The organism is Mesorhizobium sp. M0437 (genome assembly GCF_040321335.1).
Classification (GTDB): domain Bacteria; phylum Pseudomonadota; class Alphaproteobacteria; order Rhizobiales; family Rhizobiaceae; genus Mesorhizobium.
Window position 1 is genome coordinate 103,307 of the sequence record NZ_JAMYRK010000014.1, and the last position, 13,617, is coordinate 116,923.

At 61.5% G+C, this 13,617-nt stretch carries 15 protein-coding genes, 1 other RNA gene and 1 pseudogene; 7 read left to right on the top strand and 10 right to left on the bottom strand.

The annotated features are described in order from the left end of the window. Positions 1-3: 3 nt before the first annotated feature. Positions 4-777, top strand: a complete 774-nt coding sequence (cobF, locus tag NKI72_RS11955; RefSeq protein ID WP_352539563.1) for a precorrin-6A synthase (deacetylating) — start codon at positions 4-6, stop codon at positions 775-777. A 33-nt stretch (positions 778-810) separates the two neighbouring features. Here the strand turns inward: cobF and NKI72_RS11960 are convergent, their stop codons facing one another. The 6 genes from NKI72_RS11960 to NKI72_RS11985 all read right to left on the bottom strand — a co-directional run bounded on the left by NKI72_RS11960 (position 811) and on the right by NKI72_RS11985 (position 5,359). After that, the gene (locus NKI72_RS11960; RefSeq protein WP_023676697.1) at positions 811-1,152 is read right to left on the bottom strand and encodes a winged helix-turn-helix domain-containing protein; all 342 of its coding nucleotides are present in this window, start codon (positions 1,150-1,152) and stop codon (positions 811-813) included. A gap of 81 nt (positions 1,153-1,233) precedes the next feature. Then, entirely contained in the window at positions 1,234-2,346 is a 1,113-nt protein-coding gene (gene modC, locus NKI72_RS11965) for a molybdenum ABC transporter ATP-binding protein (protein ID WP_352850177.1), read from the bottom strand. Beyond that, positions 2,343-3,047 (bottom strand): molybdate ABC transporter permease subunit, encoded by a 705-nt coding sequence (gene modB, locus NKI72_RS11970; protein ID WP_352831164.1) that lies wholly within the window; start codon positions 3,045-3,047, stop codon positions 2,343-2,345. The genes modC and modB overlap by 4 nt, the downstream gene beginning before the upstream one ends. Positions 3,048-3,062: 15 nt before the next feature. Next, a complete protein-coding gene (modA, locus tag NKI72_RS11975; RefSeq protein ID WP_352831166.1) occupies positions 3,063-3,854 on the bottom strand; it encodes a molybdate ABC transporter substrate-binding protein in 792 nt (263 codons plus the stop codon). A gap of 285 nt (positions 3,855-4,139) precedes the next feature. Continuing rightward, on the bottom strand, positions 4,140-4,934 hold the full coding sequence (locus tag NKI72_RS11980) for a thymidylate synthase (protein ID WP_352471610.1): 795 nt from the start codon (positions 4,932-4,934) through the stop codon (positions 4,140-4,142). Between the two features lie 113 nt (positions 4,935-5,047). Beyond that, the gene (locus NKI72_RS11985; RefSeq protein WP_023676702.1) at positions 5,048-5,359 is read right to left on the bottom strand and encodes a DUF2853 family protein; all 312 of its coding nucleotides are present in this window, start codon (positions 5,357-5,359) and stop codon (positions 5,048-5,050) included. A gap of 161 nt (positions 5,360-5,520) precedes the next feature. Between NKI72_RS11985 and ssrA the strand changes: the two genes are divergently transcribed. Continuing rightward, positions 5,521-5,876: a transfer-messenger RNA gene (ssrA, locus tag NKI72_RS11990) on the top strand. Positions 5,877-5,974: 98 nt separating this feature from the next. Here ssrA and NKI72_RS11995 read toward each other — a convergent pair. Then, positions 5,975-7,766 (bottom strand): annotated as a pseudogene (locus NKI72_RS11995) (acetolactate synthase 3 large subunit). A gap of 405 nt (positions 7,767-8,171) precedes the next feature. Between NKI72_RS11995 and NKI72_RS12000 the strand changes: the two are divergent. Beyond that, complete coding sequence (locus NKI72_RS12000; RefSeq protein WP_352831170.1) at positions 8,172-8,912, top strand: SDR family oxidoreductase; 741 nt, start codon at positions 8,172-8,174, stop codon at positions 8,910-8,912. On the opposite strand, the gene NKI72_RS12005 is transcribed toward NKI72_RS12000, so the two are convergent. Both NKI72_RS12005 and NKI72_RS12010 read right to left on the bottom strand, forming a co-directional pair. Next, positions 8,866-9,801, bottom strand: coding sequence for a LysR family transcriptional regulator (locus NKI72_RS12005; protein WP_352831172.1), 936 nt, complete (start codon positions 9,799-9,801; stop codon positions 8,866-8,868). The two genes, NKI72_RS12000 and NKI72_RS12005, sit on opposite strands and share 47 nt — an antisense overlap. 101 nt (positions 9,802-9,902) lie before the next feature. Further along, positions 9,903-11,108 carry a multidrug effflux MFS transporter gene (locus NKI72_RS12010; RefSeq protein ID WP_023676705.1) on the bottom strand — a complete coding sequence of 402 codons (1,206 nt, stop codon included), beginning with the start codon at positions 11,106-11,108 and terminating at the stop codon, positions 9,903-9,905. A gap of 168 nt (positions 11,109-11,276) precedes the next feature. On the opposite strand from NKI72_RS12010, the gene NKI72_RS12015 reads away from it, so the two are divergent. The 4 genes from NKI72_RS12015 to NKI72_RS12030 all read left to right on the top strand — a co-directional run bounded on the left by NKI72_RS12015 (position 11,277) and on the right by NKI72_RS12030 (position 13,101). Continuing rightward, the gene (locus NKI72_RS12015) at positions 11,277-11,966 is read left to right on the top strand and encodes a TetR/AcrR family transcriptional regulator (RefSeq protein WP_352815396.1); all 690 of its coding nucleotides are present in this window, start codon (positions 11,277-11,279) and stop codon (positions 11,964-11,966) included. A 134-nt stretch (positions 11,967-12,100) separates the two neighbouring features. Continuing rightward, on the top strand, positions 12,101-12,637 hold the full coding sequence (locus NKI72_RS12020; protein ID WP_023676707.1) for an SspB family protein: 537 nt from the start codon (positions 12,101-12,103) through the stop codon (positions 12,635-12,637). Between the two features lie 18 nt (positions 12,638-12,655). Next, the gene (locus NKI72_RS12025) at positions 12,656-12,859 is read left to right on the top strand and encodes a DUF4169 family protein (RefSeq protein WP_023676708.1); all 204 of its coding nucleotides are present in this window, start codon (positions 12,656-12,658) and stop codon (positions 12,857-12,859) included. A 20-nt stretch (positions 12,860-12,879) separates the two neighbouring features. Then, positions 12,880-13,101, top strand: a complete 222-nt coding sequence (locus NKI72_RS12030) for a ribbon-helix-helix domain-containing protein (protein ID WP_352450079.1) — start codon at positions 12,880-12,882, stop codon at positions 13,099-13,101. A gap of 3 nt (positions 13,102-13,104) precedes the next feature. Here the strand turns inward: NKI72_RS12030 and NKI72_RS12035 are convergent, their stop codons facing one another. After that, complete coding sequence (locus NKI72_RS12035; protein ID WP_352850179.1) at positions 13,105-13,464, bottom strand: hypothetical protein; 360 nt, start codon at positions 13,462-13,464, stop codon at positions 13,105-13,107. Between the last annotated feature and the right edge of the window lie 153 nt (positions 13,465-13,617).

A 13,617-nucleotide genomic window follows, 5' to 3' on the forward strand; every position in this document is an offset into this window, starting at 1 on the left:
CCCATGCGCAAGCTTCTCGTCATCGGCATCGGCGCCGGCAATCCGGAGCACATGACGGTCCAGGCCATTAACGGTCTCAATCGGGCCGACGTGCTGTTCATTCCCGACAAGGGCGCCAAGAAGAACGATCTCGCCGAATTGCGCCGCCAGATCTGCGACCGCTTCGTCATTAATCCGAACTCGCGCCGTGTCGAATTCGACGTGCCGGTGCGCGCCGAGCCGGCGCCTTCCTACCGCTCGACCGTCGACGACTGGCACGAGGCGATCGCCGCGATCTACGAAGGCCTGATCCGCGACGAACTCCCTGAAGATGGCTGCGGCGCCTTCCTGATCTGGGGCGATCCGTCGCTCTACGACAGTGCGCTGCGCATCCTCGAGCGCGTGCGCCTCAGAGGCAATGTAGCGTTCGAGCTGGAGGTCGTCCCTGGCATCACCGCCATCCAGGCACTCGCAGCCAGCCACAAAATGGCATTGAACCGGATCGGCGACGCCATTTTGATCACCACCGGCCGCCGGCTCGCCGAGGAAGGTCTGCCCGAAAACGCCGGCAGCACCATCGTCATGCTGGACGGCAAATGCGCCTTCAACACGCTGGACGACAACGACGTCACCGTTCACTGGGGCGCCTATCTCGGGACGCCTGACGAGATCGTCATCTCGGGCCGGATTGGCGACGTCGGCGACAAGATCGTGACCACCCGTGAGCAGGCCCGCCGGAAAAAAGGCTGGATCATGGACACCTATCTGCTGCGCAAGCCGGGCGAGCCTAAGAAGTAACAGGGATCACACGCGGCATGAATTCCGCCGGCGTCACGCTGCGTCGATCTCGGCCTGCAGCGCCTCCATATGCGCCGCCGCTGCTGAAGACGCAGCCCGCTCGATCGCGCGGAAGCGGCTGACCACAGCAAGCCCGACCGACGTCAACTGGGCGCCACCGCCTTTTTTGCCGCCCGTCTGTGCCGCAACCAGCGGCTTGCCGAACACGCGGTTCATGTCTTCGACCAGATCCCAGGCGTGCTTGTAGGACATCTCCATGCCGCGTGCCGCGGCCGAAATCGAGCCGAAGGCGGCGATCTGTTCCAGAAGCTCGATCTTGCCCGGTCCGATGCGGCCATCTGGATCGAGATTTATCCGCAAACTCAGCGACGGCATTTGCTCCTCCGCGGTCACGCTATTCTACAAGTTCCGCGGCGATACCGCTATTCCAAAACGATATAGCGAATCATCGGCCGTTCACTCATCCGCCTCGGCGGGCAGGCCGGCGCCGGTATTCGCCCGGTCGAAGCTCACCGTCTTGACCACGGCGAAGACCTGTCGACCAAGCCGAAGCTCCAGTGTCTGCCGCGACTGTTCGGTGATGCGGGCAAGCACGGTTGCGCCATTGCAGTCGATGCCGATCTCGACCGTGGGCCCTTCGCCCGGCTCTATCGCCACGATCGTGCCCGGCAATATGTTGAGCGCGCTGAGGCCAACCGGCTGCTCGGTGGCGATCATCACGTCGCGGGCACGGATGCGGACGCGCACCGGCGCACCGACTGGCGTTGCCAGAAGCGGCACCCGGATCTCGCCCGCCAATGAGCCTAGCACCGTCATGCCAAAGGCTTCGTCGTGGCGCAGAACCGCGGTATCCAGCACGCCACCGCCCTCGCCGCGCTCTTCGGCCGGCAATAGATCCAGACGCTGCATGATCGCACCGGTCGGACCGGAAGCGGCGACCTTTCCTTGCATCAGCACCACGACGTCGCTCGCCAGCCGCGCCACTTCGGCGATCGAGTGGCTGACATAGACGATCGGAATTTTCGTCTCGTCGCGCAGCCGCTCGATGTAAGGCAAGATCTCGGCCTTGCGCCGCTCATCGAGCGACGCCAGCGGCTCGTCCATCAGCAGCAATTTCGGACTGGCAAGCAGCGCCCTGCCGATTGCCACGCGCTGCTTCTCGCCACCGGAGAGTTTTGCCGGCCGCCGATCGAGCAAATGGCCGATCCCGAGCAGTTCGACCACAGCATTGATATCGGCGTAACGCTCGGCAGCCGGCGTGAACCAGCGGCCATAGCGCAGATTGCTCGCCACGCTCATATGCGGAAACAGCCGCGCATCCTGGAACACCATGCCGATCCGCCGTTTGTGCTTCGGCACGAACAGACCGGCATCGCTATCAACCAGCACGCGGCCCTCGGCCGCGATGCGACCTTTGTCGGGGCGGATCAGCCCGGCAATCAAATTGATCAGCGTCGTCTTTCCGGAGCCGGAAGGCCCGAACAGCGCAGTCAGCCGCCCGGCGCTTTCGAAACGGGCATTGACGATGAAATCGCCAAGCCGGTGGCTGATGTCGACCTGAACCGTCATTCGATGTCCATCCGCCGGCCGACACGCCGCGCCAGCACTTCCGAGGCAACAAGTGCCGCCATCGAGATGACGATCGAGATCAGCGTCAGCCTGAGCGCGCCGGCGTCGCCGCCGGGAACCTGCGTGAAAGTGTAGATCGCCGACGGTAGCGTCTGCGTCTCGTTCGGAATGTTGGAGACAAAGGTGATCGTCGCGCCGAATTCGCCCATCGCCTTGGCGAAGGAGAGGATCGCACCGGCGATCAGCCCGGGCAGGATCAGCGGCAGCGTGATCGTGCCGAATACCCATAGCGGATTGGCGCCGAGCGTGCCGGCGGCCGCCTCGATTTTGCGGTCGACGGCCTCGATCGACAGCCGGATGGCCCGCACCATCAGCGGAAAGCCCATCACGCCGCAGGCGAGCGCGGCGCCAGTCCAGCGGAAGGAAAAAACGATCCCGAAATGTTCGGCCAGGAAAGCGCCGGCCGGACCACGCTTGCCGAAAGTCAACAGCAGCAAATAGCCGGTCACCACCGGCGGCACGATCAGCGGCAGATGCACCAGACCATTGAGCAGCGTCTTGCCCCAGAACTGGCCGCGGGCAAGCACAAGAGCGATCAGGATGCCTGGCGGCAGGCTGGCAATCATCGCCACGGTCGCCACCTTGATCGACAGCTGGACCGCATTCCATTCGTCGGGAGCGAGATCCAGCAGCCAGTTCATGTGCGGTGCCGTACGTCAGTTGCTCGGCGCGAGGATTGTAAAACCTTGCGCCTTGAAGAGTTCGCCAGCCTTGGCGGATTGCAGGCATTTCAGGAATGCCGGAGTATCCCTGCTCTTCGAATCCGCAAGCTGGGCGACTGGATAGATGATCGGCGGATGGGTACCCGCGGGGAAAGTGCCGACCACCTTCACGCCAGGCTCCGCATGCGCATCCGTGGCGTAGACGATGCCGAGTGCTGCCTCGCCGGTCGACACCAGCTTTAGGGCGGCGCGGACATTCTCGGCCTGCGCCACCTTGCCTTCGACCGAAGACCAGGCACCGAGCGATTCGAGGGCTGCCTTGCCGTATTTGCCTGCCGGCACAGCTTTGACATCGCCCATGGCAAGTTTGCCGTCACCGACGAGCTTGGCAAGATCGAAACCCTTTTCGATCCTGGTTTCAACCTTGGAATCCCGTGGCGCAACCAGAACGATCTGGTTACCGAGCAGTTTCACTTCGGTTTCGGGCTTGGTCAGCTTCCTGTCGGCAAGATATTTCATCCAGTCGAGATCGGCCGAGATGAACAGGTCTGCTGGCGCGCCGCTTTCAATCTGCCTGGCCAGCGCCGAGCTCGCCGCGTAGGAAATGGTCGCCGCCTCGCCGACATCGGCCTCGCAGGCCTTGTTGACGGCATCGAGCCCGTCCTTCAGGCTCGCCGCGGCAAACACGACCACCTTGTCATCGGCATGGGCCGCCGGCACCGCGGCCATCAGCATGGCGGCGAGACCCGCGATGGCAATCGTCGTCGAACCTTTGCGCGCCAGCATGAAACTCTCCTCGTCTCGGAACGCCCGAAGCCGTCCATCGATATATCCATGTGAACATAACAAGGAAAGGCTCTTTACCGCCTACGGCATTCTGAGCTGAGGTTTTCCCGGCCTGCGATAATCTTCGTTGGATACAGCGGCACCGAGGCCGAAGGAAATATTCACATGAAAATCAGCGACCCGGATTGCGCGTCAAGTCGACGTCGGCCGATCGAGATTGATGCTGACAAGGCCCGAAGGCGCAGCCGCAGTAGGCAATTTCGATATGGATGGTCAGGTATGGTGCTAGACCGCGATCGGCGCCTTGATCGTCGCGTCGGCGAAATAGTTCTCGAGCTGGAAATCCTCGAAGCGGAAGGCAAAGAGATCCTTCACCTCGGGATTGATCCACAGCGTCGGCAACGCCTTGGGCGTGCGCCGCAATTGTTCGCGCGCCTGCTCGAAATGGTTCGAGTAAAGATGCGCGTCGCCGAGCGTGTGGATGAAATCGCCGGGTTTCAATCCGGTCACCTGCGCCACCATCAGCGTCAGCAACGCATAGGAAGCGATGTTGAACGGCACACCGAGAAAGATATCGCCCGAACGCTGGTAGAGCTGGCAGGAAAGCTTGCCTTCCGAAACATAGAACTGGAACAGGCAGTGGCAGGGCGGCAAGGCCATGGCCTCCACCTCGGCCGGGTTCCACGCCGAAACGATCAGCCGCCGCGAATTAGGATTTTTGCGTATCTCCTTCAGAAGATTCGCAATCTGGTCGATAGCGCCGCCATGGCCGTCCGGCCACGACCGCCATTGTTTGCCATAGACCGGGCCGAGATCGCCGTTCTCGTCGGCCCACTCATCCCAGATCGAGACGCCGTGATCGTTGAGATATTTGATGTTGGTGTCGCCGGCCAGGAACCACAAAAGTTCGTGGATGATCGACTTCAGGTGCAGCTTCTTGGTGGTGGTGACCGGAAAGCCGCGGGCCAGGTCGAAGCGCATCTGGTAGCCGAATACCGAGCGCGTTCCGGTGCCCGTGCGGTCGCCGCGATCAGCGCCGTTTTCCAGCACATGCTTCAGAAGGTCGAGATACTGGCGCATCGGCTCCGGTCCGATTCGGGTTGTCAGCCATCATAGCCGAATGACAGTCGGCCGAACACAGCAAAGCGAGACGATTCCAGCAGAAGTCTCACCAGCACCGGCGGCGAGGTTGCTCAGAGCGAGCCGAGCATGCCCAGATCCTTGGCGACGAGGTAATAGAATGTCACCCGGCTCTTGCTGTTGTCGGCCGCCATAGCCTTGCAGGTCTTTTCGATAGCCGCATCCGCCTTGGCACCGTCGGTGACGCCGAGCTTGCCGGCGACCCAGCTGTTCCTGACGCGCTTCAGTTCCTCCGGGTCGGTGCAGGACACTAGCGAGGAATCGCGGTTCCTGAGCGCGATGCCCAGATGCTTGACGATCTTGGCGACCGCGTCGGCATCCGCCGCCGCATCATACTTCTTTACGTCTGCGAGATAATCGGCCATCGAAATTCCCCTCGTCGGCGCCACGGGATCCGGTCGATGAGGATTGTGGCGCGCTGCCGCAAGTATGCGCTAGGTCTCCTCACCGCCACAAAGCTTCGGTTGAGACCGGCTGCAAGTCAACCCTTCATGATCCACTTTGGCACGGACGAAAGTGGCATTCCGGCCTTTCATTTTCCACCGCCAGTCTCTATATTCGCTTCGTCGGCTCGACCGACTATGGCGATAAACAGGCGATGAAATAAGCCGTTCGGACCCGGGGGCGGTACCCGGCGCCTCCACCAAAAACCGCTGCTCAGGAGCGGCTTTTGCTGGGGGCGAAATAGGATCGACGAAGGTGTAAAGATCGTACTTTTGCCCGGCATTGTACCACCGTTATCGGGCTAAACTTATAGTTGCCAACGACAACTATGCGGAAGCACGTCTCGCCGCGTAAGCGGTGCGATAGCTTCAATTCAAGCCCTAGTGGTTCGCACTTCTAGGCGGGGTTCGGAGGTACCTGGCAACAGAAACCTCCATTTCTCCCCCTTTTTGATATGCGCAGCCGCAGGCTCGCCCGATATGTGCAGCTGCGGGCCTGGGCTTTTTACGCCCTGATACGCCCTGGCGCCGCTGCGTTCATACCAGTCCCTGGCTGATCGTTTCGATCGCGCTGCCAAAGGTCTCGTCGGCAGCCTCATGTGACATCTCATTGTGCGCCCTGCCCGTCCTGATCATCGGAAAACAATTGGCGAGCTTGGCAACACGACAGTCAAGGAGCACCGGCCGGTCCACATCGATCATTTCCTGGATCGCATCATCAAGGTCGGCTGGTTTGTCGCAGCGCAGGCCGACCGCTCCGAACGCCTCGGCCAATTTGATAAAATCGGGCAAAGCCTCGGAATAGGAATGCGCGAGGCGGTTGCCGTGGAGAATTTGCTGCCACTGGCGAACCATGCCCATATATCCGTTGTTCAGGATGAAGACCTTGATCGGCGCGTCGTACTGGACTGCCGTCGACATCTCTTTTCATGGTCATCTGAACCGATGCGTCGCCGGCGATATCGATGACGAGGCTGTCCGGATGTGCGATCTGCACGCCCAGCGCCGCCGGCAGGCCGTAGCCCATCGTCCCGAGGCCGCCCGAACTCATCCAGCGGTTCGGCTTTTCCAAGCCGTAGAATTGGGCCGCCCACATCTGATGCTGGCCCACTTCAGTGGTGATGTATGTGTCGCGATCCTTCGTCAGCGCGTAGAGACGCTGCACCGCGTATTGCGGCATGATCACATCCTTGTTCATCTCGTAGGAGAATGAATTGCGTGCGCGCCAGCCGGCGATCCTTCTCCACCAGTCCTGGAGGCGGCCTCCATCCGGTTTCTGAGACAATGCGCGCCATAGACGAACCATGTCATCCAGAACATTGCCGACATCGCCTTGTATGCCGATATCGACGTGGACGTTCTTGTTGATCGAGGACGGATCTATATCGATATGGATCTTGCTGGAGTTCGGCGAAAAAGCGTCCACACGCGAGGTCACGCGGTCATCGAAGCGCGCGCCGACACAGATCATGACGTCGCAATCGTGCATCGCCATGTTCGCCTCATAGGAACCATGCAGACCGACCATTTTGAGCCAGTTCTTGCCGGAGGCGGGGTAAGCCCCAAGGCCCATAAGCGTCGAGGTGATCGGAAAGTCGGTCAGTTGAACCAACTCCCGCAGCAATCTCGATGCTTCCGGGCCGGAATTGACGATGCCGCCGCCGGCATAAATAACGGGACGGCTGGCATTGGCCATCAATTCTATCGCCTGGCCGATCTTGCCGATATCGCCCTGCAGCTTCGGTCGATGGTTCTTCAGCGCGACAACGTCTGATGGCGGCGTGTACACGCCGGACGCAAACAGAACGTCCTTTGGCATGTCGACGAGAACAGGCCCCGGTCGCCCCGACCGGGCGATGTGGAACGCCCTATGGATTGCTGACGCCAGGTCATTGACGTCTTTGACCAAAGAGTTGTGCTTGGTGCAGGATCGCGTGATGCCAATCGTGTCACATTCCTGAAAGGCATCGGAGCCGATCAATGTTGTCGGCACTTGTCCGGACAGACAGACGATCGGTACTGAATCCATCAACGCGTCCTGCAGGGGCGTCACGGCATTCGTCGTGCCTGGGCCTGATGTGACCAACATCACGCCGACCTTGCCCGTGGACCGGGCATAACCCTCCGCGGCATGGCCGGCGCCCTGTTCGTGGCGCACGAGGATATGCTTGATGTCGTCCTGCTGGAATATCTCGTCGTAGATCGGCAATATGGCCGCGCCGGGATAGCCGAAAATATGCTCCACACCATTGTCTTTGAGTGCGCGGAGAACGATCTCCGCTCCTGTCATGCGGTTGCTCGTATGCTGAATGGAATTATCGCTTGTCATGGTTCTGTCCCGTAGCGTGATGAGGATGGGTTGACGGGGCGTCGCCGAAATCGGGCGTAAGAAGAATTTCGGGCATAAAAAAAGGCCCCGTCGGGAGCCTGTTTGTCGCGCACGGGTGGCTGTCGCCGGATGGTTACACCATCCTGCCCGTGCGCTTTCCTACCACTGCAAGAACCATTGCGATCTTCATGATGATCGCTGCTACACAGAAAATCGCGCATCGTCAACGTCTCAGGCTGAGGCGTCTCAGGCTGAGGCGAAAGCCCAAGGGCCTCCCATCATCGGAACCTCCGATGGCAGTATTCGTTTCTTCCCGTTTCCCTTCTTCCACGCCTTTGCGGGACAAGGCCTCAGTTTCTCGCCGCGTGTGGTCATGCCCGGCGAGCTGCCTCATGGAGAGATAAGATGAACCAGGAAACCACACCAAAACACGAACGCATCCTGATCGTTGGCGGCAGTTCCGGTATGGGGCTGTCGCTTGCCGAACAGCAGCTTGCCGCCGGCGCCGAGGTTACGATCGTCGGCCGCTCCGAGGACCGGTTGTCGGCCGCACGGCAGCGCTTGCCTCACCCGGAAAGGCTGAGGACGATCGCAGCCGACGTCACAAGCGAGGACGAGGTCCAGCGCCTGTTCCAGGATGTCGGCACGCTCGACCACATCGTCTCGACCGCCGCCGACGTTACCGGCGTCTATGTGTTGCTTCCCGAGATGGATATCTCGGTGGCGCGGAAAGTGATGGATTCCAAAGTCGTCGGACCGCTTCTTCTTGCCAAACATGGCGCGCCTCGTCTGACGCCCGGGGGATCGATCACGCTGACCTCGGGCATCGCCGCCTATCGTCCGGCGGTGAAAGGCTCGGTGGTGGCAGCCGTTAATGGGGCACTTGGCTCACTCGCCTACGCGCTTGCCGTCGAACTGGCGCCGATCCGCGTCAACGTCGTTTCGCCCGGCTGGGTCGACACGCCGATTTGGGATGCCGTCGTCGGCAGCGGAAAGACAGCCGCGCTGGACGCCATGGCAAAGCGTCTGCTCGTCGGCCGGATCGGCCAGGCAGCCGACATTGCCCAAGCCATCACGTCCCTCATGCACAACGGCTTCATCACCGGAACCGTGCTTCATGTCGATGGTGGCCAGCGACTGGTCTAGCGATGGCCAAAATTTCGCGGACCATTGCAAGGAACAGCCGCAGCACCGGCGCTTGAATGCGCCGGTGGCGCCATACCATGGTGACCGGCGTCACCGGGCTGCTTCCGACCCAAGGCAGCACGACGATATTGGCGTCAGCCGCGGAAGCCACCAGACGCGGGACCAGCGCGCATCCAAGACCGCCTTCAACAAGGCTCCGTATCGCGCCCATGCTGGCGAACTCGCCAACGAGTTTTGGACGGTCAGGCAATGTTGCGGCAAACGTTTCGTCGAACATCCGCCTATAGACGCAACCGGGCTGGGTGACGAGGAAGGCCTCGTCGGCCAGATCGTCGGGCGTTATGGCAGAATATCCGGCCAATCGGTGATTTGCCGGCATTATGGTGACGAGCTCTTCTAATGCCACTTGCTCGCTTCGCAGCTCCGGCGCCGCCGCCGGGACGGCTCCGAAATGGAAAGATACGTCCAGCGCCCCGCTTGTCACGCCGGCACGCAACCCACTGCTATCGTCCGCCCTGAGGTTCAGTTCCACATCGGGATGGCGCCAATGGAATTCCGCCAGCACAGCTGGCAAGCGTGTCGAGCAAAGCGTCTCCAGGCCGCCGACAGTCAGGCGACCGGCAACCGTGCCGCTCGCGTCGGCGACTGCGGAACGGGCTTCGTCCGCGAGGTCGAGGAGATCGTTTGCATAGTCCAGCAGGCGTTGTCCCGCCGCCGTCAGCTTCAAGCCACGCCGTGATCTGTCGAACAGCGACGTGCCTAGATCGCTTTCCAGCGCCTGGATCTGTTCGGTCACGCTCGATTGGGCAAGATGAACCCGCTCGGAGGCGCGTGTGATGTTCAAAGTGGTGGCGACCGCTACGAAGGTTTTGAGATGTCGAAGCTGCATGTCCTGAACCCGTCATATAGGCATAGACTGCTTTGAACCGGGACCGCAAACGTGAAAAGGCCGGGAACATCGGCCGGCCTTTTTGTCTCGATAAGCGAAGTTTACTCCGCCGGCGCTTCCGCGACGTCCCGGCTGCGGCCGAGCGTTATTTTGGCCAGTGTGAAGGAGATCGCCGCGCAGAGCGTGATGCCCGCCACCATCGGCAGCGGCGTGCCGTCGAAAAACACGCCGGCGACGCCCATAGCGACCGCGCCGATGGCGAAGTGCAGCGTGCCCATCAGCGCCGACGCGGTACCGGCGATCTCGCCATGCTCTTCCATGGCCAGCACCGACGTCGTCGGGATGACCAGGCCGAGAAAGCCGTAGCCGATGAACAGCAGCGCCGCCATCACGTCGAGCCGGTCGACACCCGATGCCATCACCGCGAACAGCACCACCATCGTCGTCGCATAGCCGGTCACCGCGACGCGCACCACGCGCTGCAGCCCGAACCGCTCCGACAGCAACCCGGTCAGCTGCGACATGCCGATAAAGGCAACCGCATTGATCGAGAAGAACACGCTGTAGACCGAAGGCGACAGGCCATAATGGTCGATCAGGATGAAGGACGAGCTCGACAGATAGACGAAGAAGCTCGCAATGCCGAAGCCGGCGATGGCCGTCAGGCCAAGGAAGTTGCGGTCGCCCATCAGGAAGCGGTAGCCGGAAAGTGCCGTCCCGAAGGACGACCCGGCGCGCTCCTCGACCGGCCGTGTCTCCTTGAGCGAGGTCGCCAGCAGGATGGTGGCGAGCACGGCCGCGCCCGTCACCGTCCAGAACACGGCGCGCCAGCCGAAATTCTCGATGATCTGGCTACCGGTCAGCGGTGCCAGGATCGGCGACACCGAAAACACAAGCATCAGCAGCGACATCAGCTTGGCGGCCTCGGTGCCGGTATGCAGATCGCGCACGATCGCGCGCGGCACGGCCATGCCGGCGCTGGCGCCGAGCCCTTGCAGGAAGCGGAAGGCGATCAGCCATTCGATCGAGGGAGCCAGCGCCGAGCCGACGCCGCCGACCATGAACAGCGCCAGGCCGCCGTAGAGTGGCAGCTTGCGGCCGACCATGTCGGAGATCGGTCCGACGACGATCTGGCCGAAGCCCATGGAAAGAAAGAAGATCAGCAGGCTCATCTGCACCGCGGCAGTGCCGGCATGCAGATCTTCGCCGATTGAAGGCAGGGCCGGAAGATACATGTCGATGGCAAACGGGCCGATCGCGGACAATAGGCCGAGCACGACCGCAATGCGGAGGAATTTGGCGTTCATGATAGCAGGCTCTTTCGAATTCTGGTTGCCGCCGAGGACCGACGTGTAACCCTAGGACGTTCCATCCCGTGGAGTTCCGACTCTTCTGCGGAACGAAACCCCCTTCGTGCAAGTCCACAAATTTAGACAGGCTTGTCTAATTCGTCAACCACCTCTATATAGTTTTGCATGAAGGCCAACGTCTCTCCTGACATTTTCCCGCCGCGAGGCCACGAGGCCAAGCGCATATCGATTGTCGATGCCGCCGCCTCGGTCTTCTGCCGCGAAAGCTTTGCCGGTGCCAATATCGACATGATTGCCGCCGAGGCCGGCGTCTCCCGCCAGACCATCTACAATCATCACGGCGACAAGGAAAAACTCTTCGTTGCCATCGTCCGCGACCTCACCGAACGTTGCAATGCCGGCATCTTTGCCACGATTTCCACTTTTCCCGATCAGCCGAAGGATCTCGAGGCCGACCTCATCGCCTTTGCTGTGCGGATGAACCACAACTGCATCTGCAACCGCGACGGCAAATTCCTGCGCAAGCTGATCCAGACCGAGGGCGGGCGCTATCCCGAGTTGTTCGCCGAATGGCGCGAAGAGGGACCGGGCAGGACATGGCCGGCGATCGCCGCCCGCTTCGCCCGCCTCGCTCATGCGGGCTTCCTTGATATCGACGATCCCGATGTCGCAGCGCGCCAGTTCATGGCGCTTGCCAATGCCGAGTTGCAGACGACATTCATGCTCGGCGGTACACCGACCGAGGACGAGGTGGTGCAGTCGGCGACAAATGGCGTGCGCACCTTCCTGCGCGCCTTCGGCAAGCGGCAGCCTATGGCCCGGGCGAGCAAACAGGGCGCGCTCGCCAGCGCTTGACGATCAAAGCCGTTTGACGATCAAATCGTCGCCAATGGGCTTCGCTTCCGCACGCCGGCGATCTATATCCGGTTTACGCCGCGCTCAAGCTTGATTACAGCTATCAGGACGATTCAACGGAACCCGACAGCCACATGGCCGACGACCACATCCGCTACGACATTCTGGCCCAGGAGGCGTTGCGCGGCGTCATGCGCAAGGTCCTGGCCGAAGTCGCGCGCACCGGTCTCCCGGGCAACCATCATTTCTTCATCACCTTTCTCACCGGCGCGCCGGGCGTGCGCGTGTCGTCGCGGCTGCGCGAGCGCTATCCCGAACAGATGACCATCGTCATCCAGTTCCAGTATTGGGACCTGAAGGTGAGCGACACCGGCTTTGAGGTCGGGCTGTCGTTTTCCGACGTGCCGGAGAAACTGGAAATCCCGTTCTCGGCCGTACGCGGCTTTTACGACCCGTCCGTCAACTTCGAGCTCGAATTCGACGTCAAGACCGATACGCCGGCGGAACAGGAGACAAAGGCCAAGCCTGCTCCCGAACCGCTGGCCATCGTCGCCGAGAAAAAGCCCGAGACGAAGAAGAAAACCGCCGAGGCGGAAAAGAAGCCTGCCGCGGCCGACGCCGGCGCCAAGGGCGCCGACGTGGTGTCGCTTGACGCCTTCCGCAAGAAGTGACCCGACGGGCGGCGTGACATGGCCGAGATCGTCAATCTCCGTCAGGCACGCAAGCAGAAGGCGCGAGCCGAGAAGGAGCGCCTGGCCGAACAGAACCGGGCGCTGCATGGCCGTTCCAAACCCAGCCGGGATCGCGACCGCCTGATCGCCGACAAGGCCGATAAATTCGTCGCCGGCCATCGCCGCGAAAATTCGGGCGATTCGGACAAATCCGATGCTTGAAGTGTGAGTAGGATCGTCTCGTGAGCCCGGTGGAAAAGCGCTCGGTCACCATTCGCGGCCACCGCACCAGCTATTCGCTCGAAAAGCCTTTTTACGACGACCTGGTCGCCATCGCGGCCGTGCGAAAACTGACGCTCGCCGCCCTTGTCGCCGAAATCGACGAGAGCCGCCCGCGGGATGCCAATCTCTCCTCGGCGCTCCGGCTCTATGTGCTGGATTGGGCCAAGCGCGGCAAGTTGTAGCCTTCAGGCAACGCTATCCTGTCTCCTGCGCCGGATACGGAAGCCCAGCAAAGCCGAGCGGTCGCGTTCTTCGGCCTGCCAAGCAGCGTATCCTGCGGTTTCAGGTCGGCGAGCGTGAACTGGCCAAAAATAGGCGATGTTCGTGGCAAGCCGGATCAGCTTCAAGAGGGCAATGCCGGCAAACAACCCCGCCGTCGCAACCACCACCGCTATGCCGGCAATGAGCAGCACCCGGGCATCGGTGGTAAAATCGCGCAGATGGCTGGGGTTGGCGTGATCGGACTTCATTTGCAGACCTTGCTTTCTGGCGGCGTGCCGACTTGCGGATGGGTCGCCGGCCGTGCCACCGAGGATGGCGGGCACGGATAGTGTGCTGAAGGTTCTGCAAAAAGTTTTGGATGGAGAACGGCGCCTGCTCTGAGGGCGAGCGGCCATGGCACGGTGGTGACGTTGCGATCACCGATTCCCGTGGAAGGGGAAGTGCCATGACCAATCGAGACGTTAGACTGAGCAGAG

Coding starts and splice junctions, on each gene's coding strand:
- cobF (WP_352539563.1), top strand. CDS start 4: ATGCGCAAGCTTCTCGTCATCGGCATCGGCGCCGGCAATCCGGAGCAC.
- NKI72_RS11960 (WP_023676697.1), bottom strand. CDS start 1,152: ATGCCGTCGCTGAGTTTGCGGATAAATCTCGATCCAGATGGCCGCATC.
- modC (WP_352850177.1), bottom strand. CDS start 2,346: ATGACGGTTCAGGTCGACATCAGCCACCGGCTTGGCGATTTCATCGTC.
- modB (WP_352831164.1), bottom strand. CDS start 3,047: ATGAACTGGCTGCTGGATCTCGCTCCCGACGAATGGAATGCGGTCCAG.
- modA (WP_352831166.1), bottom strand. CDS start 3,854: ATGCTGGCGCGCAAAGGTTCGACGACGATTGCCATCGCGGGTCTCGCC.
- NKI72_RS11980 (WP_352471610.1), bottom strand. CDS start 4,934: ATGCGCCAGTATCTCGACCTTCTGAAGCATGTGCTGGAAAACGGCGCT.
- NKI72_RS11985 (WP_023676702.1), bottom strand. CDS start 5,359: ATGGCCGATTATCTCGCAGACGTAAAGAAGTATGATGCGGCGGCGGAT.
- NKI72_RS12000 (WP_352831170.1), top strand. CDS start 8,172: ATGAACCAGGAAACCACACCAAAACACGAACGCATCCTGATCGTTGGC.
- NKI72_RS12005 (WP_352831172.1), bottom strand. CDS start 9,801: ATGCAGCTTCGACATCTCAAAACCTTCGTAGCGGTCGCCACCACTTTG.
- NKI72_RS12010 (WP_023676705.1), bottom strand. CDS start 11,108: ATGAACGCCAAATTCCTCCGCATTGCGGTCGTGCTCGGCCTATTGTCC.
- NKI72_RS12015 (WP_352815396.1), top strand. CDS start 11,277: ATGAAGGCCAACGTCTCTCCTGACATTTTCCCGCCGCGAGGCCACGAG.
- NKI72_RS12020 (WP_023676707.1), top strand. CDS start 12,101: ATGGCCGACGACCACATCCGCTACGACATTCTGGCCCAGGAGGCGTTG.
- NKI72_RS12025 (WP_023676708.1), top strand. CDS start 12,656: ATGGCCGAGATCGTCAATCTCCGTCAGGCACGCAAGCAGAAGGCGCGA.